The organism is Roseixanthobacter liquoris (genome assembly GCF_043195135.2).
GTDB lineage: Bacteria > Pseudomonadota > Alphaproteobacteria > Rhizobiales > Xanthobacteraceae > NCEH01.
Genome location: NZ_CM195537.1, coordinates 3,708,208 through 3,730,624, shown reverse-complemented (window position 1 = coordinate 3,730,624; position 22,417 = coordinate 3,708,208). Strand labels below are relative to the sequence as shown.

The window sequence follows — 22,417 nt, the reverse complement described above, 5'->3', positions numbered from 1 at the left end:
ACGCGCAGGGCTTGCCCTCCCCCCTTGCGGGGGAGGGATGGGAGGGGGGTGTCTCTCCGCTTGTCCGGGCGAGGGGGTGTTTGCGGCACCATACCCCCCACCCCAACCCTCCCCCTGAAGGGGGGAGGGGGCATGTGGCGCTTGTGGGGGACGTTGCGCGGGCCGTAACACTTGGGCAGGTCTCGCCGTGGCGCACCCGATCGCAGCACCCGGAAGATGCCGTTTAGCACCTGCCGGTCATCGACGCGCGGTACGCCTCGTGGCGTGTTGGGCAGCAGCGGCTCGATCGCGCGCCACTCGAAGTCGGTCAGGTCATATTGGCTCATGCCGATGCTGAAACAGCATGTGGCGAACTCCGGAAGCGGCCAGGCAGCTATCGAGCCCATTGTGGCCGTTCGATCCTGAAGGGCGAGTTCTGAATAGCTGACGCTCGCAGTCGATGTTACCGGTGGTAAATGCGGCGATACCATTAGCCCTGTGCGCAAGGCCCGCTATTCTAGCGGGCTTTGCGGTTACGGTGGTTGCCGATGTACTAGACTTGCCCGGCAAGAGGATCGTCCATGGCGACGCTGGAATCGTATGTAGAGGCATTAATCGCAGAACTGACCCGCATTCAAGCTCCCGGATCGGTACCGGAACCGGATGAGGAAGGGTTTTCGTTTCCAGGGCAAATTGCCGTCGGGAATGACCGCTTCATAATGACGACGCGGGAGATGGAGCGGCTGATCGAGCTTTCTTCGCGGGAGCTCAAGCGCGGCGATCCGGTTCTAAGCCGCTCTAATACCGATAAGGAATGGAATTGGACGGTGCGGGGTGCCTTCGGCCCAGCGCTGATGCTGATCGATCTCGATGACGACCGGCAAGAGAATGCTCGCACTGTTGTCGCTGCCATCCGCGCGGCCGTTAGTGGACCTAGCAAGACACACGGCCCTGTTGAGCATGCGTTCGGCTGTACTCTGTTTGGCAACTTTGATGTCGCGCCCTTTTCGATTGGTCCAGTGCAGTTTGAGCCTCGTTCGGCGTGGCTCGCACGCAAGCTTTCTGACGGCGCCGTTAGCAAGACGACCGCGCAGCGCGTCATGCGCGTCTGGTCTGGAGGCAAGCCGCGTAAGCGCAAGACATCGGTCGATTCCATACGGGAGCGGGATATTCTCGATGCAGTGGGCAAGTGTCCGTATGTGTGCAGTGTCCGTACCGAGGGGCTCGCCTCCGAAGCCGGTCGTCTTAAAGCGCAAACGGCTGCGCGCCTTGCACTGACAGGAATTGCCCTGCGCTGGGCCGTATCCTCCAGAGCGCTCGATGGGTTCCGCCTGTTGGTCGATCCGTCAGTTCGCCGCCAGCGCTCGCTGGTGTTTAAACCGAAGGTCAGAACGCTGTCTGGCGGCCACCTAATGGGCCTGCCGCATGGTCCTAACATTAGTCCTGGAGACTGGGCGAAAGAACTGGCGAAGAACCGTGGTGACTTCGATGTGGTGGGCGAGGCGATCACTTATTACCTCTCGCGTGACGGGAAGGTCGCGCGTCCCGCGCTCATGAATACGTTTGCGCAGGCGCTACTATGGTTCCATGAGGGATGCCGGGATGAGGTGGAACTGATGGCCGTGGTGAAGTTCTCGGCGTGCCTAGATGCCCTCGCCAGTGGCGGCAGGTCCAACGGGATCAGAAGCCTAATCCGAGCCCGGCTTGGCATGCAGGACGACAAGACGATCCGCAAAGATGGCCCCACCATGCACCAGGCGGTAGAAGAGATTTACAGCTCGGGCCGCAGCCGCACGATACACGGCACCAACGATAAGATCGGCAATGATTGGTCATCTACTCGGGCGTTGGCAGAACAGTTTGCGCGGATATGCCTTGTGATGAGTCTGGACTGGGCAGTCAGCAATCCTACCAGTGACGACCCGCTGGCCCTCAAGAAAGTGAATGAACAGGGTAAGCCCTGACCGGTCTTGCCTCTCCCGGCCGCAATTCGGAGATTTGCGGAATGAAGACTCCTTCAAAAGCCCATCCAAATAGCGGACAGGCAGATAACCACCGCCAATCTCCGTCATTCCCGGTTTATGGGTTCACGATCGATTTGGAACGATGCCGGAACGATGCCGCGCGACGCCGCGCACATCGACCTGCTGATCTGAGGTCTTTCAATGAGCGGCGGCCCTCCCCAATTGCGGGGGAGGGATGGGAGGGGGTGTCGCTCCGCCTGTCCGGGCGTGGGGTTGCGTACGGCACCATACCCCCCACCCCAGCCCTCCCCCTCAAGGGGGGAGGGGGCATGTGGCGCTTGTGGTGAGACGAAGGAAACTACTTGGCCTTGCCCTGGCCGGAATCGCGCATCCTCATCGCGACCTGCCGGTTTGAGGTCGGGCGATGGACCCTGGCGGCCCTCCCCCCTTGCGGGGGAGGGATGGGAGGGGGGTGTCGCTCCGCCTGTCCGGGCGAGGGGGTGTTCGCGGCACGACACCCCCCACCCCAACCCTCCCCCTCAAGGGGGGAGGGGGCAGGGCGCGCAAGGGAGAGGGGCGGCTACCCGGCCTTGCCCTGGCCGGAATCGCGCAGCGCCAGGCTGCTGACCGCGGACCAGTCGAGGTCCGCGCCGCCCTGGGCCAGAAGGGCCAGGAAACGGTCGCGCAGCAGGCTCGCCAGCGGCAGCGGCACGCGTAGCGCCTCACCCGCCGCGAGCGCCAGGCTCACGTCCTTCAGCCCCAGCGGCGCCGCAAATCCCGCGGGGGAGAAACGCTCTTCGGCAATGAGCGCGCCATAGGTGCGATAGACCGGCGCGCCGAACAGGGTCGAGGTGAGCAGATCGAGATATTCGCTCTTGTCGATGCCGGCCTTGCCCACCAGCGCCATGGCCTCGCCCAGGGCCTCGATGACCGAGGCGATGAGGAAATTGCCGCTGAGCTTCACCACATTGGCGGCCTCGGGCTTTTCGGACAGCGCGAACGTGCGCTGGCCCATGGCCTCGAACAGGGGCGCGCAGCGCGCGACGTCGTCCGGCGCGCCGCCGGCCACCACGAACAGCTTGCCCGCCGCCGCCACGTCCGGCCGCCCGAACACGGGGGCTGCCACATAGGCCTGGCCGGCCTGCGCGTGCGCCTTGGCGAGGCGTTCCGACAAGGCGGCGGAAATGGTGCTGTGCGACACGTGGAGCGCGCCCTTGGGCAGGCTCTCGCGGATGGCGCCCGCGCCGAGCACGACGCTTTCCACCGCCGCATCGTCCGCCAGCATGGTCAGCACCGCCTCGCCCCGGCAGGCCTCGGCGATGCTGGCGGCGCGCACGGCGCCGGCCGCGACCAGGGCGTCGGCCTTGGCGGGAGAGCGGTTGTAGACGCTGACCTCATGGCCCGCCTTGAGCAGGTTCGCGGCCATGGCTTCGCCCATGCGGCCGAGCCCGATGAAACCGACTTTCATGATCAGATCCTTCTTCCGCCGTGAGAGGCCGCCTGAAACTGCGCGATGACGCGTGCAGGACGCGCCCTCGTCAAGCCCGGCCGCGTGCCGGGCCTCCACGCCGAACCCTCGGCGACAAGGGAAGACATTCGCGCCCAGCCGCAGGGCGGGATGGCCGGGACATGCCCGGCCAAGACCGTTCAGAGGGGTCGGCGGCGTTCGTGCGCCACCCTCCGCGCGCAGATGCCCTCGGCGCCGGCCGTGGGAGGCACGGCCGGGCGATGTGGCGCGTTCAGGCCGGCCGCACCGGGCCGGTGCCGGCGCCGGTCGCCTCGATGGCGGTGGCGATGGCTTCGAGATCGGCGGCGGTGAGTTCGAGGCGCGCCGCGTCGAGCCAGCCGTCCACCTGGGCCGGGCTGCGCGCGCCGACGATGGCGCCGGTGACGCCGGGCCACGCCAGCGTCCAGGCCACCGCCACGGCGGCGACGCTGGTCTTGTGCACGTCGGCGATGGGCTTCAGCGCATCGGCGAGCTTGAGGTTCCGGGCGAGGTTTTCGCCGGTATATTCGGCATTGCGCGAGCGCCAGTCGTCCTTCGGCAAGGCGGCGGCGCGTTCCGCCGTGAAGCGGCCGCTCAGCAGGCCCGACTGCATGGGGCTGTAGACGATGACGCCCGTGTCATGGGCCGCGCACCAGGGCAGTTCGGCGCTCGCCACGTCGCGGCGGATGGCGGAGAAGGGCGGCTGGAGCGTATCCACATGGCCGAGCTTTTCCGCCCGCGCCAATTGCGCGGCATTGTGGTTCGAGAGCCCGACCGCGCCGACCTTGCCCTGGGCCTTCAGGTCCAGCAGCGCCTGCCAGTAGATTTCGATCTCCGTGCCGTCCTGCGCCGGCCAGTGCATCTGATAGAGGTCAATGCGCTCCACGCCGAGCCGCTTCAGGGAGGCTTCCACCTCGCGCTTGATGCTCTCGGGCGCGCCGATGCGCTTGGGCAAGGCGGCGCGGTCGGCCTCGTCCCAGATCAGGCCGCATTTGGTGAAGACATAGGGCCGGTCGGCGGCCGGAATGTCCTTCAGCGCCGCGCGAACGATCTCCTCGGAATGGCCGAGGCCGTAGACCGCGGCGGTGTCGATCCAGTTGATGCCGCGCTCCACCGCATGGCGGATGGCCGCGACCGATTCGCTGTCGTCCTGGCTGCCCCAGCCCACCGCCCAGTCCGGGCCGCCGATGGCCCAGGCGCCGAAGCCGACGCGGGTGATGTCCATGCCGGTGCGGCCGAAGGGACGGGTGGGCAGGCTTGTTTTTGGCATGATGCGCTCCATTGGCAGGCGGGCGGTGTGAGGCGTAGATGGGTCGCGTCCTTCAATCATTCCAATGGATTTTTGAGATGCGATATATCTGCCTGGTCGCTTAATCGGAGACCGCCATGGAATTGCGCCAGCTTCAGCACTTCATCGCCGTGGCGGAGGAGGGCCATTTTACCCGCGCCGCGGGCCGGGTGAACATCGTGCAATCCGCGCTCTCGGCCTCCATTCGCGCCCTGGAGGCGGAATTGGACGCGCAACTCTTCGTGAGGAGCACGCGCCAGGTGCGCCTCACCGCCGCCGGAAGCGTGCTGCTGGACAAGGCGCGGCTGATCCTGGAGGCGGTGGGCGCGGCGCGCGCGGCGGTGGTGGAAGTGCAGAATCTGGAAAGCGGCAAGCTTTCGGTCGGCACCATGCAGAGCCTGCCGCCGTTCCTGGATCTGCCGGCGCTGCTCGCGCGCTTCCATGCCCAGCATCCGAAGATCGAGATCCGCCTGACCCAGGGCGGCGCCGACCACATGCTCGACTGCCTGCGCGAAGGCCGGCTCGACCTCGCCTTCTTTCCGCTCGGCGAAGATGCGGGCGATGTGGTGACGCGCATGATCGCGTGCGAGGAAATGGTGCTGGCCTGCGGGCCCGGACACGCGCTCGCCGGCCGGGCGGATGTGCAGCCGGCGGAGCTGGCGCGGGTGCCGTTCGTGGATTTCGAGCGCGGCTGGGGCACGCGCCGGCAGGTGGACCAGATCTTCGCCCAGGCCAATATCCAGCGCCGCATCGCCTTCGAGGTGAACGAGCTCGGCACGCTGCTGGATCTGGTGGCGCAGGGCCTCGGCGTGGCGCTGGTGCCGGAGGCGATCGCGCGCGGCCATCACCCCGCCGTCGGCATCGCCCATCTGGCGGGGCCGGAAATCTGCTGGGAACTGGTGGTGGCCCATGTGGAGACGCCCGGCCACGCGCATGCAAACCCGGCGGCGCGGGCCTTCCTCGATCTGCTCGGCGCCTCGGGCGACGGCTCCGCGCCGTGCGATCCGCATCCCGCGCCCGCCCTGGCCACCGTGCCCTGAGGTTTTATGCTCCCTCTCCCGCTTGCGGGGGAGGGCTGGGGAGGGGCAGATGCCATCTCTCCAAATTCCGGCGGTCTCCGGCCTCTGGCCGCCCCACCTCCCTAACCCTCCCCCGCAAGCGGGAGAGGGGAGAAAAGCGTGCGTGCTTATTTCTGTCGGCGCATCGCCTCGGCCGACGCGGCGGGCGCTTAGCCCCTCACCCCAACCGTCTCCCCGTGGGGGAGAGGGGGCGCATGGGCGTTGGAGAGGCGGGTTCGCTTGGATTCACCTCTCCCCCACGGGGAGAGGTCGGCCGCACAGCGGACGGGTGAGGGGGCGCCGGCGCGGCGGGCGACGGCTCCGCGCCGTGCGATCCGCATCCCGCGCCCGCCCTGGCCACCGCGTCCTGAGGTTTTATGCTCCCTCTCCCGCTTGCGGGGGAGGGCTGGGGAGGGGGCAGATGCCATCTCTCCAAATTCCGGCGGTCTCCGGCCTCTGGCCGCCCCCCTCCCTAACCCTCCCCCGGCCCCCTCCCTAACCCTCCCCCGCAAGCGGGAGAGGGGATGAAGGCCCCCCGCAACCGGGAGAGGGGATGACTGGCCCCGCGCAAGCGGGAGAGGGGAGAAAAGCGTGCGTGCTTATTTCTGCCGGCGCATCGCCTCGGCCAAGGCGGCGGCGAGGGCGCCTTCCGCGGGCTTGGCGGACTTCTGGGGCTGCTGCGTCGCGCGGCGCACGTCCGCCGGCGAGGCGCTGGATTGCGGCGGGCGCGGGCCAGAGGGGCGGGCGGCGCCTTCGTCCTTGCGCATGGTGAGGGCGATACGCTTGCGCTTCACATCCACCTCCACCACCCGCACCTTCACCACGTCGCCGGCCTTGACCACCTCGTGCGGGTCCTTCACGAACCGGTCGGCCAGCGCCGAGACATGCACCAGCCCGTCCTGGTGGACGCCGATGTCCACGAACGCGCCGAAGGCGGCCACATTGGTCACCACGCCTTCCAGCAGCATGCCGGGCACGAGATCCTTCATGTCGTTCACGCCGTCCGCGAAGGTGGCGGTCTTGAATTCCGGGCGCGGGTCGCGGGCCGGCTTCTCCAGCTCGGCGAGAATGTCCTTCACCGTCGGCAGGCCGAAGCGCTCGTCCACGAATACTTTCGGATCGAGCGCCTTCAGCGCCGCGCTGTCCCCCATGAGCGCGCGCACGTCGCGCCCGCAGGAAGCGATGATCTTCTTCGCCAGCCCATAGGCCTCGGGATGGACCGAGGAGGCATCCAGCGGCTCGGTGCCGTTGGTGATGCGCAGGAACCCGGCCGAAAGCTCGAACGTGCGCGGCCCGAGGCGCGCCACGTCGAGCAATTGCCTGCGGCTCTTGAAAGCGCCCACCGCGTTGCGATGCGCGACGATGGCTTCGGCGAGCGAGGTGCCGAGCCCGGAGATGCGCGCCAGCAGGGAGGGCGAGGCGGTGTTGAGATCGACGCCGACCGCGTTCACCGCATCTTCCACCACCGCGTCCAGGGCTTTCGCGAGGCGGCCCTGGTCCACGTCGTGCTGGTATTGGCCGACCCCGATGGATTTCGGCTCGATTTTCACCAGTTCTGCCAGCGGGTCCTGCAGGCGGCGGGCGATGGAGACCGCGCCGCGCAGCGAGACGTCCACGTCCGGCATCTCGGCGGCGGCCGTGGCGGAGGCGGAATAGACCGAGGCGCCGGCCTCGCTCACCACCACCGTCTTGGGCTTGGGCGCCGGCAAGGCGGAGATGACATCGGCGGCCAGCTTCTCGGTCTCCCGGCTCGCTGTGCCATTGCCGATGGCGATCAGCTCCACATTGTGCTTGCGGATGAGGTGGGCCAGCTCCGCGCTGGCGCCAGTAATGTCGTTGCGCGGCTGGAACGGATAGACGGTGGAGGTGGCGATCAGCTTTCCGGTCTGGTCCACCACCGCCACCTTCACGCCGGTGCGGATGCCGGGATCGAGCCCCATGGTGGCGCGCGCGCCGGCCGGGGCGGCGAGCAGCAAATCCTTCAGATTGCGGGCAAACACGCGGATGGCCTCTTCCTCCGCCCGCTCGGTCATGGCGGTCATGAGGTCGATGGAGAGGTGCAGCGAAAGCTTCACCCGCCAGGCCCAGCGGGCCACATCGCGCAGGAAGGCATCGCCCGGCCCGCCGGCGGCGGAAATGCCGTAAGCTTGCGCGATCATGCGCTCCACCGGCTTGATGGGGGCGGGATCGTCCGCATCCACGTCGAGATCGAGCGAGAGCACCTCTTCGTTGCGCCCGCGCAGCATGGCGAGCGCCCGGTGGCTCGGCACATTGGCCCAGCGCTCGGAATGGTCGAAATAATCGCGGAACTTGGCGCCCTCTTCTTCCTTGCCGTCGATCACCTTGGCGCGCAGCACCGCATGGGCCTGCATGTGGGCGCGCAGGCGGCCAATGAGATCGGCATTCTCGGCGAAGGTTTCCACCAATATGTCGCGCGCGCCGTCCAGCGCCGCCTTGGTGTCGGGCACGTCGGCGCTCAGGAAGCGCGCCGCAAGCTCGGCGGGAACGCTGGCGCGGTCGGCGAGGATCGCTTCGGCGAGCGGGCCGAGGCCGCGCTCGCGGGCGATTTCCGCCTTGGTGCGGCGCTTGGTCTTGTAGGGGAGGTAGAGGTCCTCCAGCTCCGCCTTGGTGGCGGCGGCGGCGATCTTCGCCGACAGCTCATCGGTGAGCTTGCCCTGGGCGGAGATGGATTTCAGCACGCTCTCGCGCCGCTGCTCCAGCTCGCGCAGATAGGAGAGGCGCTCTTCCAGCGTGCGCAATTGGGTATCGTCGAGGCCGCCGGTGGCTTCCTTGCGGTAGCGGGCGATGAAGGGAACCGTCGCGCCCTCGTCCAGCAGCCCCACCGCCGCATTCACCTGCGCGGGCCGCGCCGCGATCTCGCGGGCGATGATCTGGGCGATCTGGTCGGAGGTGGCGGCCATGGGGTCTCCTGCGGCGTTTTTCGGGGCGCCCTTGTGGGCTGATTCTGAACTGCACGCCAAATCGGGCCGGCCTATGGTCGCAGAGCAAGGGCGGCTTGCGAAGCGGGCAGGGCGGATCTGGGGGCAGAACGGGGGGCGGGTGAAGTGGGGGAGGCTGGCGGGCGGGGCTTTCGCGATCGGCCGCGAACAGCGCCGGAGTCATGGGCGAATAATCGCCCGAAACGCCGGTGTCATGTGCCGAAAAGGCACGGAGAGGCGTCACGAAACCCCTGTTCGTCTGCGCTAAGCCCCTGTTTCACGTGAAACATTTTGCGGCTTTTGCGCCTGCGGGGCCGGCGCGGGGCAAGGATTTCGGGTCACGAAAAAGGGCGCGGACCCTGGCTGGCCGCGCCCTCGTGGCTCCTCGGCTGTCGCCCGCCTATTGGCGCGGCGGGCGATGCGCGCGCACCCAGCGCGCCCGTATGATCAGGAAGACGAACATCAGGATCGATACCACCGCCAGCACCGTGCCCCAATTGCTGGCGATCCGCAGGAGGCGGCCGAGCGTATCCGTGCGCTCGCTGACTTCCTGGGTGATCGGCGCGCGGGTATCCAGCTGGACGATCGGGCCGTCGGAGGTCAGCACCGTCAGGTCGCCGCGGCCGAACTGGAACGGCCGGTCGAGATCCGGCGCGTCGGTGCCCAGGGTGCGATACATGATGCCGCGCTGGCCGTTGGCCGCCACCGCCTGGGCCACGCCCGCGCCGGTGACGCCGGAGACATTGAGCAGAACCTCGCTCGGCCGTTCGCGCAGGATCAGGCGATCCTCGGCGATGGTCACCTTGCTGGAGGCGCCGGCCACATTGGTGTCGAGCGCGAGGAACGTGCCTTCCGGCCGCGCCTCGGTGTCGTTGGCGACCACGGTGAGCTTGGCGCGCTCCGGCGAAATGCCGGCGGCGGCGGCGATGGCGACCATCTGCGGCAGCCGCGCCGCGCCCGCCTGCAAATAGGCCTGGGGCACGAAGATCTCAGCCTTTTCCGCCAGATAGGGAACGATGCCGACGAAATCCTCGGTCTTCGGCGCCGGCTCCAGCATGACCCGGCTGGAGGGCAGCACGGCGACCGGGAACGGCTGGGGCGTCTCGCGGCACCGGTCGCTCATGGGCTGGCGCTGGAACGAGACGCGCAGCACGTTGCGGGCGGTCAGCGCATAGTCCGGCACCGCCACCTTGATGGTTTCCGGCTGTCCGTTGGCGGTCAGATTGCGCGCCCCGAGCAGGTAATCATTGAGGAAGACCGAGGCGATGGGGGCGGTATCCCCGGCGCCGGGAGCGGCCGAGACATCCACCGCGAACGCCGCCGGCACGCGCCCGCCGGTGACGACGGTGGCAAGGTCGAAGCCCGCGCTCCAGTCGCCGCGCGCCAACACGTCGAACGATCCGGGGGTTCCGCCGAGGCGCGACAGGGGCACTTCGGCGGCATTGACGAGGTCCGGGCTCGCCGCCGTGATGGCCCGCACGCGCGGCACCACCAGCATGCGCCGCCACAGATCGGCGAGGATGCCCGCCGCCGGCGCGCCGGCGCTGGCCGCCACGGTGATCACCGGGCGCCCGGCGAGCCGGGCGAGGCTCACGTTCTGGTCCGCCCCCGGCTCGGAGACGGCGCTGCCGGAATTGGTCCATTTGTCATAGGCTTCGCCAGCGCTCGGGCTGGCGGTGCGGATCTGGTCGCGCAAGGCGGCGAGGGCGTTGGAGACGGCGCCCGAGAGGTTCTCGTCCACGATCGCGATGTCGGCGGCGATGGCGCCGGGTCCGCTCACCACCAGCAGCGCGCCGACCTCCGCTTCATTGGCGATGCGATGCTTGTCCTTGCCGGAGATGGCGGCGAAGGCCGGCACGCCGGCAAAGCCCGGCGGCACGTCGAGGGCGGTCAGGTCCACCTCGTCGCCCACCTGGGGCAAAGAGACGATGCGCGCGCGCCGGCCCGCCCGCTCCAGCACGGCGGCGATGCGCCAGGCGGCATCGAACGCATTGCGCGAGAGCGGGGCCGGCGGCATCAGCAGGATCGGATGGGGCGGCAGGGCGCTCCAGGCGGTGGTGATGTCGCTCACCGCATTGCGGTCGTAGGTATAGGTCAGGCGGGTGTCGGGGCCGATCTCGAAGATATTGCCGATGGCCCGCTCGTCCGCGCACAATTGCTCGGCGACCACCGAGGCCCAGGCGACGTTGAGATCGAGAAAGCCGGTGCGCCGGGCATTGGTGGCCACCGGAATTTCGAACAGAACCGCGCTTTTCTCGCCCTTCACCTGCTGGGCCACCTGGGGGGTGCCGTCGATGGAGACGAGATAGGTCGTGCGCCCGCCATCGCCGCGCAGATAGCGGCCCTGAAAATTCAGCCGGGCGCTGTTCAGCGGCAGGTTGGCGGGAACCGGGAAGAACACGGACCGCCGCGCGTCGAGCCCCGACAGGCCGATGGGCTGGAGGATGCCGAGATCGGCGAGGCTGAGCGAAACGGTGACGGAGCCGTCACCGGCGATCCGCTGCATGGCATAGGCGACGGGGTCGGACGGGGCCGGCGCCAGCACCGCCGGGGCGCTGTCCTGTGCCCGGGCCGGAAGGCCGGCGGCGGCGATACCGCACAAGGTCACGGCCAAGGTGAGGGCGAGCCTCCGGCCCTTCGTCGCGAGGTATCCCTTCGCGCCCCGTCCCGCCATCCCCGCGTCCTTTCCCACAACCCAGCGCGCACGCACGTCCGCGTGTGTTACCTAATTGCCGCCCGTCGGTCACCAAAGTGATAACACAGACCCGATTCAGGGGCAGTCCCGGCAATAAAATCGCGTGATGGGGCGGGCGGAGGCGGGTGCCGGCGGGTCAGGCGGCGAAAGTCGATGTGCGGCGCGCGCACAGCGTATCCACGATTCGGCCGGACGCCTTGCCATCGCCATAGGGGTTCAGGCGCTGGGCGAACCGTTCGTAATGGGCCGGATCGTCCAGCAGGCGCTCCACCGCCGCAACGATGCGGGTCGGGTCCGTGCCGACCAGTTCCACCGTGCCCGCGGCCACCGCTTCCGGCCGCTCGGTGACGTCGCGCATCACCAGCACCGGCTTGCCGAGGGAGGGCGCCTCCTCCTGCACGCCGCCGGAATCCGTCAGCACGAGGGCGGCGCGGCGCATGAGATAAAGGAAGGGCACATAATCCAGGGGGGCGATGAGGTGCATGTTCGGGCAATCGCCGAGCCGCTCCATCACCGGGCCGCGCACATTCGGGTTGAGATGGACGGGATAGACGATGTCCACGTCGCCGCGCCGGGCAAGACGGGCCAGGGCATCGCAGATGGCGACGAAGCCGGCGCCGAAATTCTCGCGCCGATGTCCGGTCACCAGGACGAGCCGCCGGGCGGTGCCGAGGTCGGCGAAGCGGGCATCCAGCTCCTGCCGCAGGGGGGCATCGGCATCGATGCGCGCGAGGGTCAGGAACAGGGCGTCGATGCCGGTATTGCCGGTCACGGTGACGCGCCCCTGCACATGCTCCGACGCGAGATTGGCCGCGGCCGCGACGGTGGGCGCGAACAGATGGTCGCACAGGCGATCCACCACCTGCCGGTTCATTTCCTCGGGCCAGGGGCGGGCGAGGTCATAGGTGCGCAGACCCGCCTCCACATGCCCCACCTTGATGCCCCGGTTGAACGCGGCGAGCGCGGCCGCGAGCGCCGTGGTGGTATCGCCGTGCACCAGCACGCGATCGGGCCGAGCTTCTTCCAGCACCGGGTCAAGGGCAGCGATCACGCGCGCGCACAGGGCGTTCAGCGTCTGGTCGGGCCTCATGACATCGAGATCGTAATCGGGTGTGATGCGGAACAGGCCGAGGACCTGGTCGAGCATGGCGCGATGCTGCCCGGTGACGCACACGAGCGAGGTCAGCGAGAGCTCCGCCGCAATGGCCGACACCAGCGGCGCCATCTTGATGGCTTCCGGCCGGGTCCCGAAAACGCTCAGTATCCGCATCTGCTGCCTTACGGTTTGGACTTCGGCCCGCGACCCGGATCGGAATGGCGTGTCAGACGCATCGCGTCCCGCTACAAGGAAACGACGCTCGAACTCACATTTCTGCTGGAAATGGTCGCTACCTCTCCAGCTCCGGGACGCAGAATGCAATTCGCATGAAAAAGACTACTCAATTCTTTACGCGCCGCACTGCGTTATATGTGCTGCTCGGCGGAGTGGCGGTCCCGCTCGTGTCGTCCGCCCTGATTCCAAGGCCGGCGCCCACGCGGCTTGATGGCAGTTTTCTGCAAATCTGGAAAGACGATCTCAAGCTCTCCCAGACGCAATGGGCCGAAAAAATCGCGACGCTGCGTGCATTGCAATGCCGTGACGTGGTTCTGCAATGGACAAGATTTGGCGATGAATACCGAATGTCGGATGAAGGCGTTCTCGCCTTCATGGATCTCGCCTATGCCGCGGGCTTGAGCGTGACCATAGGCCTGCCATACGATCATAGGTATTGGAAAGTCCTGATGGGGCAGGAGCAGATCGGCCTTGCGGCCTTCATGTCCGAAATGGCGGAAGCGGGGGCTCGTTTCATTTCAAGCACGACGTATTCATCCCATCCTGCATTTGCGGGATGGTATGTTCCCTATGAGATCGACCAGTATAGCTGGCGCAAAGCGGAGGACCGCATCCAGCTGAAAAGCTATCTTCTGCGCCTGCGCGACACCCTGGGCACGAAGGGCGCGCCGCTCTCCATCTCCACATTCTTCAGTCAATTGGAGGGCGCGGGTTCCCTCACGGATGTCTGGTCCGACGTGCTGGACGCGGGCGCCATAAGGCTGATGGTGCAGGATGGCGTGGGTGTTTATGGCATGGTCAATTACGAGCGGCTGGCGCCTTTGTTCGCCCTGCTGAAGCAGCGCAAGGCCGCATTCGATCTGGTGCTGGAGGTTTTCACCCAACTGCCGGGCGAGCGGCCGGAGGACCTCAAACTGGTGCCTGCGGAATTCGAGCGGGTGCAGGCCCAGCTCGAGGCTGCCGCCCGGGTCGCCCCCACCCGGATTCTCGCCTTCGCGGTCTATCCGTACATGGCCGGTGCGGACCCGAAGGCCCAGGCGCTCGGCGCCGCTTACGAACGCGCCGTCCTCAGCTGATATGATGCGATCAGCTTCGCGACCGGCCTGCTCGACAAGTTAATAAATATTTAATACTTTAGGATAGCCGGAAAACATATCCATTTTATTTCCAGTCGAAAGCATTTGGATTAGCCGGCTTCCAAGATGCGTCCCGCCCACCTGCGGTGCAGGATCGCGCACCCCTCGATGTTGCCGCGGACCTGAGATTTTAGGGCTCGGCTCCGCGCTAAAGCAGGGCAACTCGGGAAAAGATCGCAGATTCGGCGCCGAAAACAGCCCCGTGAAGAAAGCATCGGGCACGGAGCGCCCACGCTCTTCCGCAGCGGCCGGCTTGTGCTTACAGTTCCTGCATGATTCTGCATAACTTCGCCGCCCGGCACTGGATTCTCGTCGCGATCATCCTGGTCGTCTGTGTCATGGCCTATCTGATGAGCTTCGCGTGAAGGCGCGCGCCGCATGAGCCTGCCGGCCGTCCGCGCTCCCGGTGACGCCGGCGACGTGCGCTCGTTCTCGGTTGCCTGCGCGCGGCCATGGCTGGTCGCGCAGTTCGCCGCGCCGCGGCGCATGGTGAGCTGGTCGCTCAACCGGCCCGGGATCGTGGATGCGCGAAAGGTGGTCTGGCTGGAAGTGCGCAACGCCGAGCTGACGCCGGGCCTCGATCCCGCGCGCTGGTTTGCCGATCGCCTCGCGGAAGCAGGGCATGAGGACGCGGTCGGCATGATGACGGCGCGCAACGTCGCCTTCCACCATCATGCCAGTGCAAGCGTCGAGGGGGTGCGGGCCGAATGCCTCGTCACGCTCGGCCTCAACAATGGCGAGCGCATCGGGCAGCGTGTCACCACCCCCTGGGTCGGCCCGGGCACGATCAATATTCTGTGCGATGTCTCGGTGCCGCTGCACGACGCTGCGCTCCTGGAAGCGGCGAGCCTCGTCACACAGGCTCGCACGGTCGCGATAATTGGTGCAGGATACCGCCGGGCGGGAATGCGCGAGGCCGTGACCGGGACGGGAACGGATTGTGTGGTTCTCAGTTCGCCGCCGGGACGCTCTTCCGAACGGTTCGCGGGTATGCACACTGCCGTGGGCGAAGCAGTGGGCGCGGCGATTCTCCGCGCCACCGATGCCGCCCTGAACCAATGGCTCGCCCAGAACAGCGTGACCACGGACGCTTGAAGCGATCATGGGAGTTTTGAAATGACGGCAGCAATGAAGGGCAGTTCGTCCCGCGCGCAGGCCGAGAAGACGTTTGAAAAGTTGCAGGGCCGCACGGCGGAGCCGGAGGCCGCGGCGCCCGAATATGAGAAGGATGCCGACGCTGCCCGCGCCAAGATGGCCAAGTTGAAGGCGTTGCGGGAAGCGCGCGAGGCCGCCGAGGCATCCCAGCGCAGCGCCATCCGCGAAAAGGCGCGCCGCACCGTGCGCACAAAAGAGCAGGCCTGAGCCCGGACAAGCCCTATTCGGGCAGCGGCGCGTCGGCGCCCGGCGGCAATGTGAGCAGGTTCGTGCGTGCCATGGCGACGCCGCGCTTTCCGGCCTGCTTCACCTGGTACATCGCCCGATCCGCCGAGCGCATCAGGTCGATGCCGGTCCTGCTGTGGTCCGGGTAGAGCGCGATGCCGATGCTCGCGCTCACTTCCACCGTCACCGTCGCCTCGTGATCGGCCAGAATATAAGGCTCCTGGAGCGCGGCGCACAGGCGATCGGCCTGTTGGAGGGCGACCTCCGCATCCGCGATGCCGTCCATGATGACGGCGAATTCATCCCCGCTCAGGCGGGCCGCGATATCCTCGCGGCGCACCCCGTGGCGCAGCCGGTCGGCGATGGCGCATAGCAGGCGGTCTCCCACCCCGTGGCCATAGCTGTCGTTGACGCCCTTGAACCCGTCGATGTCGAGATAGAGCAAAGCGAACTGGGCGTGCCGCATGGCCGCCTGGGCGAGGGCGCGGTCCAGGCGGTCGAGGAACAGGATGCGATTGCCGAGCCCGGTCAGCGCGTCGTGGGTCGCCATGTGGCGGACCTGCTTTTCGACGCGGCGGCGCTCGTCGATCTCTTCTTCCAGTTGGCGATTGCGCTCGGCCAGCTCGCTCAGCGCCGCCTTGAGCTTCAGCTTGCTGACATGGAGGTCGAGGAACACCGTGACCTTCGACAGAAGGATGGCATCGTTGATTGGCTTGGAGATGTAGTCGACCGCGCCGAAGGTGTAGCCCTTCAGGCGGTTGATATCGTCGAGATAGGTGGCGGTGACGAACACCACCGGGATGTCGCAGGTGGTCGGGTCATTGCTGAGGTGGGAGGCCACCTCGAAACCGTCCATGTCCGGCATCTGGACGTCGAGCAGGATCAGCGCGAACGTATGCTCCAGGCACAGCGCCAGGGCCTCATTGCCGGAATGGGCCTCGAAAATATCCGCCCGCACCGAATAGAGCAGGTGGCGCATGGCCACCAGATTGGCCGTCACGTCATCGACGACGAGGATTTTCGGGCGGGCGATTTCGGTCATGTCCGGCACATCCGGTTGAGCGCCGCGACGAGTTCGGGCAGCGGGGCACACAGGTCCGCGCCAGCCATGTCCAGGGCGGCTTGCGGCATGATGGGAACGACGGCGTCGGCGGGGTCCTGGACGAGGGCGGTTCCGCCAGCTTCCCGGATGCGTTTCATCCCGGCCGCCCCGTCGGCATTGGCGCCGGTGAGCAGCACGCCAACAAGGCCAGGTCCGTAGGCGTCGGCCGCGCTTTCGAATAGGACATCGATCGAGGGACGGGAAAAGGAGATGCGATTATCCACAGACAGGGAGAAGCGTCGGTCCCGTTCGATCAGTAAATGGTACCCCGGTGGTGCAACATAGGCGTGCCCGGGCTCGATGCGTGTGCGTTCCCGCGCAGTTGTTACCGGCCATTTGCTAGCACGGTCCAGCAAGGGCGACATCAGATCCTCCGAGTCGGCACTCACATGAACCACCAGGATGACGGCGACATGAATATTTGCGCGCAGGCCCGCCATGATCGTCTGGAGGGCGGCGGGACCACCCGCCGAAGCGCCGATCACAATCGCCTCCATCACTCCCCTCGATAACTTGGCTTCAAGCGATACAGCTGCGTCGCAGCGTTGACAATTTGGAAGCGCTCCCGCGCCGGCGAGAATTCCAGGTTTTCACGCGCGCCGAGACACAGGAACCCCGTCCGCACAAGGCTGTCCGCGAACATGGCGATCGCCCGGTTCTGGAGCGGATTGGTAAAATAGATCAGTACGTTACGGCAAAGAATCAGGTGTGCTTCGCAAAACACGCCGTCCGTGACCAGATTGTGCTCGGCAAAAGTAATGTTTCGCATAAGTTGCGTATCGATTTTTGAAAACTCATAGCGCGAATGATAATAATCCGACAGGCTATGCGTTCCGCCAGCACTTCTATACCTCTCGGCGGCGTCGCGCAGGTCGCGGGCGGGAAAGATGCCGGCCGCGGCGCGGCTGAGGGCGTCCGGCGAAATGTCCGTGGCATAGATCCGCGTGCGATCGTAGAGCCCGGCCTCGGTCAGCAGGATGGCGAGGCTGTAGACTTCTTCCCCCCGCGCGCATCCCGCCTGCCAGATGTTTACCTGGGGATAGGAGACCAGCGCAGGGAAAACATCGCGCCGCAGGCAGGCAAAGCTGGCCGGATCGCGGAAAAATTCCGACACCGGCACCGACAGGCCGGAGATCGCCTCCGGCAGGCGCGCGGCATCATGCAGCAATATGTCCGTCAGCTGCCCGATGGTGCCGGAGCCAAAGGTCGTCACCAGATTGCGGATCCGCCGGGTCAACGAGGCCCTGTTATATTCGCGGAAATCGTAGCCGTATCTCCGGCGCAAGGCCTCGACGAACAGATCGACCTCGATCTCCTCGACTTCATCGGCGCGCTCGGCGTTCATGACCGTGCCAGCCAGACGCGGATCATGGACAGCAGCTTGGGCACGTCGATGGGTTTCGAGAGGTAATCGCTGGCGCCGGCGGCGATGCACTTTTCCCGGTCGCCGGTCATCGCCTTGGCGGTGAGGGCGATGATGGGCAGCTTGGCGAACGCCGGGTTCTTGCGGATTTCGCCCATGGCCTCATAGCCGTCCATCACCGGCATCATGATGTCCATCAGGACGATTTCCGTATCGGGGTGGTCCGCGAGCTGCGTCAACGCCTTGGTGCCGTCCGAGGCGAGGATGACGGTGAGCCCCTTGCCGCGCAGCACCTTGGAGAGCGCGAAGATGTTGCGCATGTCGTCATCCACCAGCAGCAGCTTGCGGCCGGCAAGATCGCCGTCGGGCTCTGCGGGAAGGGCGCTCGGCGCGTGGTGGACGCTGTGCAGGAACAGGCTCACCTCGTCCAGCAGCCGCTCGGGCGAGCGGGCGCCCTTGATGACGATGCTGTCGGTATAGGCCCGCAGCCGCAGGCTCTCCTCCGCCGTCAGGTCGCGGGCCGAATAGATCACCACGGGCACGATGCTGCCGCGCGCCGCCAGTTCCTCGACGAATTGGAAGCCGGACATGCCCGGCAGGCCCAGGTCCAGCACGATGCAATCCACCTCGTGCTTTTCCAGGAAAGACAATGCCTCCTCGCCGGACTCGGCTTCGCGGACCTCGATGGCCGCGCTCGCGACCAGCTTGCGCACCGCGAGGCGCGCCACCGGATCATCGTCCACCACCAGCACCTGCCGCAGCCGGTCGGCGGCGAAATGCATGAGCCGCTCCAGGGCGCCGTGGAGGTCCGCCTGGTTGACCGGCTTGGTGAGGAAACCGACGGCGCCGGCCTCGCGCGCCCGTGGCGCTTCTTCCAGCGCCGAGACGAAATGCACCGGGATATGGCGGGTGCCGGGATCCTTCTTCAATTCCTCGATCACCTGCCAGCCATCCATGCCGGGGAGCATGACATCGAGCAGGATGCCGGTCGGATTATAGGTGCGCGCGAAGGCGAGCCCGGTTTCGCCGTCGCCGGCGGCGACCACCCGATAGCCCTTTCGCCGCACGATGCCCATCAGCGAGCGGCAGAAGGCGGCATCATCCTCGATGATGAGCACCACCTTGTCGCCGGATGCGATCAGGTTGCGGTCGTCGGCGAGGAACGGCTGCGTGCGCGGCGCATAGGGCGGACGCACGGGCACGCCCGCGATCGGCGGCTCGGCCGGGGCGGCGGGGCTCGGCCTGGGAGAACTGGCCTCGCGAGCCGCGGCGGCCTGTCCTTCCGCATCGGCGGCCACGGGAAGGATGAGGCGGAACGTGCTGCCGACACCCTCGGTGCTGCGCACCGTCACATCTCCGCCGAGCAGCACCGCGAGCCGACGCGAGATGGCAAGGCCGAGCCCGGTGCCGCCATATTGCCTGCGGGTACTCGCATCCACCTGCTCGAAGGCCTCGAAGATGGCATCCAGCTTGTGCGGCGGAATGCCGATGCCGGAATCGGTCACCTCGATCGCCAAGCCGCCGCCCGGCAGCTCCGTACAGGGGGTGAATGCCACCGTCACGCTGCCGTTGGCGGTGAATTTGAAGGCATTGCCCAGCAGGTTGTTGGTGATCTGTTCCAGCTTGCCGTCGTCGGTGACGATGACGGCGGGCACATCCGGTGCCACGTCGATGGTGAAGGCGAGCCCCTTCTCATCGGCCATGTGGCGGAAATTGCGCTCCATGCGGCGCGCGAAATCGGCCACCCGCAGCGGCTCGCGCACCAGCTCCATCTTGCCGGCCTCGACCTTGGACAGGTCGAGAATCTCATTGATCAGCCGCAGAAGGTTGGCCCCGCTGTCGTGAATGATGGACACCGCCTCGATCTGGTCCTCGTCCAGATTGCCGGCGCGGTTTTCCGACAGGTCGTGGGCCAGGATCAGCAGGGAATTCAGCGGCGTGCGCAGCTCGTGCGACATGTTGGCGAGGAATTGCGACTTGTATTGGTTGGCGCGCGCGAGATCGTCGGCCTTGGTCTGTGTGTCCGCCTGGAGCTCGGCGAGGTGCGCCTTCTGTTGCTCCAGCGCCTCGGCATTGTGTCGCAGGACATCGTTGGCCTGCTGCAATTCCTGCGCCTGGACCCGCAGTTCCTCCTCGGAGGCGACGAGGCGCTGGGACTGGTCGTGCAATTGCTCGTTGGTGGTGCGCAGCTCTTCCTGCTGGCTGCGCAATTCCTCCTCGGCGGCCCGCAGCTCGGCGGTCTGTTCCTGGGTTTGCTTCAGCAGGGCGAGGGTGCGGCGGGCGCGCATCAGATTGTCGAAGCTGACGGCCGCGAGAGGCATCAGCTGCTCCACGAGCGCGAGGCGCCGGCCCGCCAATGGTTCGAAGCTGGCAAGTTCCAGCACGCCCAGCAATTGGTCCTTGGAGACGATGGGAAGCACGATCACAGCGCGGGGCGAGGCCTCGCCGGTTCCGGAATGGATGCGGACATAATCCTCCGGGACGGGGCTGAGAACGATGGTGCTGCGCTCCAGCGCACACTGGCCCACGAGACCCTCTCCCAGCCGATATTCCGGGCTCACATGGCGGCGATCCTTGTAGCCGTAGCTGCCCCGCAGTTCGAGCAGGCCGGTATCCGGACTGAAGCTGTAGAAGACCCCGACGCCGGCGCCGACAAGGCCCGACACTGCGCTGACCAGGGTCTGCGCGAACTCCCGCGACTCGTTGGCTTCCTGAAGCTTGCGCGAAAGGGCGGCGAGTTCGGTTTTCACCCAATTATTGTCGTAGGTCTCGATCGCCATCGCCTTGAACACTTGAAGCGCTCGGCTGATGGTGCCCACCTCGTCGCGCCGGTCGAGATGCGTGACGATGATCGAATGGTCATGGGCCGCCAGGCGCTCCATGAGCAGCGCAACATGCCGCAACGGTGCCGACACGAGGCGCGACATCATGTAGATCGCACCCGCCGCCATGAATAATGCCGCAAGCAGCGCCGACAGGTTGATAATTGCGAGCAGCCGCTCGGCATTCTCGAGGTCGTCCTGGGCGGCTTCCAGCCGTGCGGAGGAGGTGGCCAGCATCTGGTCGATCCCGGCCGCGACCGCCCGGCTGCCCACCTCGGTGACTTCGGTGGACAGGAAGGTGCCGAGTGCGCCGCTCAGTTCCTCGCCGGTGGCGCCGGAACCCAGTGAGCGGGACACAATGGCCAATACGGGGCCGGCGACCTGCTCCTTCCACGAGCCATTGATGATGCGGACGCGCTCGAACTGGCCGAGGAGGATCGGGTCCTTGCCCGCCAGCTTCCTCACCTGCGCCAGCTGGTCGGTGAAGGCCTCGTCGGTGGCCTGGTAGTTTCGCAGGTTCGTTTCGGTCGGCGAGAAGGCCGCGCGCAGCAAGGCGATCTGTCGGCGGTTGATGGCGCGGGCGCTGGCATTGGCCGCTTTGATGAATTCGCCCAGCTCTTCCGCGCCGGCCCGCTGCTCGTCCATGCGCCACACCGTCATGCGGGTCGCGGCCAGCGAAATCAGGAAACACGCCAGCAGCAGGACGATGATGCCGACGATTTTACTTTGGACGGACAGGTTTTGCAGCCATCCGCTTTTCGACTCTGCCCCCGCCATGGGCTCCCCCCGCACGCCGTCCCAATCGTAAAACACATAGGGGCAATTGATGAATTTTCATATTCATGCGTCGGGGCGCATGGGACAGGCCGAGAGCGGCAGCGGATAAAATGGCGTGCCGGCTCGCGGTCGTGCTGCGCGGATGGCGATTTGCCTATATGAGGGAGGCGTTGGACCGCAAGACGATGGATGGGACATGAAGGGTGTGAAGAAGGCCGGGTTGAACGATCGGTTGGAGGCGCAGGCGAAGGCGCGTGCGGCGATGCTTGAGAAGTTCAGTGCCCGTGCGAAGGAAGACGACCCCGAAGCGGTGGCGCGGCGCGCCGCCCGCGCGGAGCAGGCGGCGGCCCGTGCGGCTCGCGCGGCGGAGCGCGAGCGTGAGCAGGCGGCCCGCGCGGAGCAGGAGGCGCGGGACAAGGAGCAGCGCGAGGCCGAGCGCATTCGCGCCGAGGCGGACGCCGCGGCCGAAGCCGAGCGGCAGAAGGCCGAAGCGGAAGCTGAGGAAGAACGTCTGCGGGCCGAACAGAAGGCCGCGCGCGACGCCCGCTATGCGGCACGCAAGGCCAAGAAGCGCTGAACCGGGAACTGCGGACCCGGCAAAGCCGAGCGCGAAAGCAGGGCTGGGAAGAAGGCCGGGCGGTGCCGAATGGCGTCCATGCCTTCGCACGCCCCTGATACGGACCCTGGCATGCTCTCTTGGGAAGCATGTCAGGGGTGGCCGGGCTGGCTCAGCCTCCCGGCCCGAGGGGATGGGAGCGCGGGCGCTGTGCCGAAGGTTCAGCGCTTGGAGGGCGTCGGAGGGCACAGCTCTTCCGGCGCCGCATCGTCGGCGCCGCGCTTCACGTTCTGCGCCGGAGGGTCGCTGGCGGGAAAGCTCTCGTCCAGCGCCTCGTCGAGGGCCTCCGATTCCGCCTCGCATTCCGCCGCGGTCTCCGTCGGCACGGTCCCCGTCGGTGTGGGAGCGGGTTCGGCGCCCGTGATGCCGCGCGGGCCCGTGGCAGGCGGATCGCTGGCCGGGAAGGTGTCTTCGAGCGCCTCATCCAGCATCTTGTCGGTTCGCGGTCCCTGGCCTGGCTCGCCCATGTTCGCCTCCAT

16 protein-coding genes and 1 pseudogene are annotated in these 22,417 nt (G+C 66.9%); 6 read left to right on the top strand and 11 right to left on the bottom strand.

Annotation, left to right across the window (positions count from 1 at the left end; genetic code table 11):
• Nucleotides 1-137: 137 nt before the first annotated feature.
• Nucleotides 138-326: pseudogene (locus tag V5F84_RS16870) on the bottom strand (transposase); the annotation flags it as partial.
• Between the two features lie 234 nt (nucleotides 327-560).
• Here V5F84_RS16870 and V5F84_RS16865 point away from each other — a divergent pair.
• Nucleotides 561-1,943, top strand: a complete 1,383-nt coding sequence (locus tag V5F84_RS16865) for a hypothetical protein (RefSeq protein WP_394041276.1) — start codon at nucleotides 561-563, stop codon at nucleotides 1,941-1,943.
• 580 nt (nucleotides 1,944-2,523) lie between these two features.
• Here V5F84_RS16865 and V5F84_RS16860 read toward each other — a convergent pair.
• Both V5F84_RS16860 and V5F84_RS16855 read right to left on the bottom strand, forming a co-directional pair.
• Nucleotides 2,524-3,411: an NAD(P)-dependent oxidoreductase gene (locus V5F84_RS16860; protein WP_394041275.1), complete on the bottom strand. Its 888-nt coding sequence runs from the start codon at nucleotides 3,409-3,411 to the stop codon at nucleotides 2,524-2,526.
• 271 nt (nucleotides 3,412-3,682) lie between these two features.
• Nucleotides 3,683-4,699 carry an aldo/keto reductase gene (locus V5F84_RS16855; protein ID WP_394041274.1) on the bottom strand — a complete coding sequence of 339 codons (1,017 nt, stop codon included), beginning with the start codon at nucleotides 4,697-4,699 and terminating at the stop codon, nucleotides 3,683-3,685.
• 116 nt (nucleotides 4,700-4,815) lie between these two features.
• Between V5F84_RS16855 and V5F84_RS16850 the strand changes: the two genes are divergently transcribed.
• Entirely contained in the window at nucleotides 4,816-5,757 is a 942-nt protein-coding gene (locus V5F84_RS16850) for a LysR substrate-binding domain-containing protein (RefSeq protein WP_394041273.1), read from the top strand.
• Between the two features lie 617 nt (nucleotides 5,758-6,374).
• On the opposite strand, the gene V5F84_RS16845 is transcribed toward V5F84_RS16850, so the two are convergent.
• The 3 genes from V5F84_RS16845 to wecB all read right to left on the bottom strand — a co-directional run bounded on the left by V5F84_RS16845 (nucleotide 6,375) and on the right by wecB (nucleotide 12,679).
• A complete protein-coding gene (locus tag V5F84_RS16845; RefSeq protein WP_394041272.1) occupies nucleotides 6,375-8,696 on the bottom strand; it encodes a Tex family protein in 2,322 nt (773 codons plus the stop codon).
• Between the two features lie 418 nt (nucleotides 8,697-9,114).
• On the bottom strand, nucleotides 9,115-11,388 hold the full coding sequence (locus tag V5F84_RS16840; protein WP_394041271.1) for a hypothetical protein: 2,274 nt from the start codon (nucleotides 11,386-11,388) through the stop codon (nucleotides 9,115-9,117).
• Nucleotides 11,389-11,545: 157 nt separating this feature from the next.
• Nucleotides 11,546-12,679, bottom strand: coding sequence for a non-hydrolyzing UDP-N-acetylglucosamine 2-epimerase (wecB, locus tag V5F84_RS16835; protein ID WP_394041270.1), 1,134 nt, complete (start codon nucleotides 12,677-12,679; stop codon nucleotides 11,546-11,548).
• A gap of 44 nt (nucleotides 12,680-12,723) precedes the next feature.
• Between wecB and V5F84_RS16830 the strand changes: the two genes are divergently transcribed.
• The 3 genes from V5F84_RS16830 (at nucleotide 12,724) to V5F84_RS16820 (ending at nucleotide 15,240) form a co-directional block, all read left to right on the top strand.
• Nucleotides 12,724-13,818: a DUF4434 domain-containing protein gene (locus V5F84_RS16830; protein ID WP_509277119.1), complete on the top strand. Its 1,095-nt coding sequence runs from the start codon at nucleotides 12,724-12,726 to the stop codon at nucleotides 13,816-13,818.
• A gap of 438 nt (nucleotides 13,819-14,256) precedes the next feature.
• Entirely contained in the window at nucleotides 14,257-14,973 is a 717-nt protein-coding gene (locus V5F84_RS16825; RefSeq protein WP_394041268.1) for an adenosylcobinamide amidohydrolase, read from the top strand.
• A 21-nt stretch (nucleotides 14,974-14,994) separates the two neighbouring features.
• Nucleotides 14,995-15,240 (top strand): hypothetical protein, encoded by a 246-nt coding sequence (locus V5F84_RS16820; RefSeq protein ID WP_394041267.1) that lies wholly within the window; start codon nucleotides 14,995-14,997, stop codon nucleotides 15,238-15,240.
• A gap of 13 nt (nucleotides 15,241-15,253) precedes the next feature.
• On the opposite strand, the gene V5F84_RS16815 is transcribed toward V5F84_RS16820, so the two are convergent.
• Genes V5F84_RS16815 through V5F84_RS16800 form a run of 4 tightly spaced genes read right to left on the bottom strand, consistent with a single transcriptional unit; the run spans nucleotide 15,254 to nucleotide 21,322 of the window.
• A complete protein-coding gene (locus V5F84_RS16815) occupies nucleotides 15,254-16,300 on the bottom strand; it encodes a two-component system response regulator (protein WP_394041266.1) in 1,047 nt (348 codons plus the stop codon).
• Complete coding sequence (locus V5F84_RS16810; RefSeq protein WP_394041265.1) at nucleotides 16,297-16,857, bottom strand: chemotaxis protein CheB; 561 nt, start codon at nucleotides 16,855-16,857, stop codon at nucleotides 16,297-16,299. The genes V5F84_RS16815 and V5F84_RS16810 overlap by 4 nt, the downstream gene beginning before the upstream one ends.
• Complete coding sequence (locus tag V5F84_RS16805; protein ID WP_394041264.1) at nucleotides 16,857-17,705, bottom strand: CheR family methyltransferase; 849 nt, start codon at nucleotides 17,703-17,705, stop codon at nucleotides 16,857-16,859. Before V5F84_RS16805 ends, V5F84_RS16810 begins: the two co-directional genes overlap by 1 nt.
• Nucleotides 17,702-21,322, bottom strand: a complete 3,621-nt coding sequence (locus V5F84_RS16800; protein WP_394041263.1) for a response regulator — start codon at nucleotides 21,320-21,322, stop codon at nucleotides 17,702-17,704. The genes V5F84_RS16805 and V5F84_RS16800 overlap by 4 nt, the downstream gene beginning before the upstream one ends.
• Before the next feature lie 196 nt (nucleotides 21,323-21,518).
• Between V5F84_RS16800 and V5F84_RS16795 the strand changes: the two genes are divergently transcribed.
• Nucleotides 21,519-21,899, top strand: a complete 381-nt coding sequence (locus tag V5F84_RS16795) for a DUF6481 family protein (RefSeq protein WP_394041262.1) — start codon at nucleotides 21,519-21,521, stop codon at nucleotides 21,897-21,899.
• A 200-nt stretch (nucleotides 21,900-22,099) separates the two neighbouring features.
• Here V5F84_RS16795 and V5F84_RS16790 read toward each other — a convergent pair whose 3' ends face one another.
• The gene (locus V5F84_RS16790) at nucleotides 22,100-22,405 is read right to left on the bottom strand and encodes a hypothetical protein (RefSeq protein WP_394041261.1); all 306 of its coding nucleotides are present in this window, start codon (nucleotides 22,403-22,405) and stop codon (nucleotides 22,100-22,102) included.
• Nucleotides 22,406-22,417 lie beyond the last annotated feature (12 nt).

What these genes read in the sequence shown, in the direction of transcription:
- V5F84_RS16820 (WP_394041267.1), top strand. Translation starts at nt 14,995, where the DNA reads ATGACGGCAGCAATGAAGGGCAGTTCGTCCCGCGCGCAGGCCGAGAAG.
- V5F84_RS16855 (WP_394041274.1), bottom strand. Translation starts at nt 4,699, where the DNA reads ATGCCAAAAACAAGCCTGCCCACCCGTCCCTTCGGCCGCACCGGCATG.
- V5F84_RS16815 (WP_394041266.1), bottom strand. Translation starts at nt 16,300, where the DNA reads ATGACCGAAATCGCCCGCCCGAAAATCCTCGTCGTCGATGACGTGACG.
- V5F84_RS16825 (WP_394041268.1), top strand. Translation starts at nt 14,257, where the DNA reads ATGAGCCTGCCGGCCGTCCGCGCTCCCGGTGACGCCGGCGACGTGCGC.
- V5F84_RS16850 (WP_394041273.1), top strand. Translation starts at nt 4,816, where the DNA reads ATGGAATTGCGCCAGCTTCAGCACTTCATCGCCGTGGCGGAGGAGGGC.
- V5F84_RS16845 (WP_394041272.1), bottom strand. Translation starts at nt 8,696, where the DNA reads ATGGCCGCCACCTCCGACCAGATCGCCCAGATCATCGCCCGCGAGATC.
- V5F84_RS16795 (WP_394041262.1), top strand. Translation starts at nt 21,519, where the DNA reads ATGAAGGGTGTGAAGAAGGCCGGGTTGAACGATCGGTTGGAGGCGCAG.
- V5F84_RS16790 (WP_394041261.1), bottom strand. Translation starts at nt 22,405, where the DNA reads ATGGGCGAGCCAGGCCAGGGACCGCGAACCGACAAGATGCTGGATGAG.
- V5F84_RS16830 (WP_509277119.1), top strand. Translation starts at nt 12,724, where the DNA reads ATGGCGTGTCAGACGCATCGCGTCCCGCTACAAGGAAACGACGCTCGA.
- wecB (WP_394041270.1), bottom strand. Translation starts at nt 12,679, where the DNA reads ATGCGGATACTGAGCGTTTTCGGGACCCGGCCGGAAGCCATCAAGATG.
- V5F84_RS16840 (WP_394041271.1), bottom strand. Translation starts at nt 11,388, where the DNA reads ATGGCGGGACGGGGCGCGAAGGGATACCTCGCGACGAAGGGCCGGAGG.
- V5F84_RS16805 (WP_394041264.1), bottom strand. Translation starts at nt 17,705, where the DNA reads ATGAACGCCGAGCGCGCCGATGAAGTCGAGGAGATCGAGGTCGATCTG.
- V5F84_RS16860 (WP_394041275.1), bottom strand. Translation starts at nt 3,411, where the DNA reads ATGAAAGTCGGTTTCATCGGGCTCGGCCGCATGGGCGAAGCCATGGCC.
- V5F84_RS16810 (WP_394041265.1), bottom strand. Translation starts at nt 16,857, where the DNA reads ATGGAGGCGATTGTGATCGGCGCTTCGGCGGGTGGTCCCGCCGCCCTC.
- V5F84_RS16800 (WP_394041263.1), bottom strand. Translation starts at nt 21,322, where the DNA reads ATGGCGGGGGCAGAGTCGAAAAGCGGATGGCTGCAAAACCTGTCCGTC.
- V5F84_RS16865 (WP_394041276.1), top strand. Translation starts at nt 561, where the DNA reads ATGGCGACGCTGGAATCGTATGTAGAGGCATTAATCGCAGAACTGACC.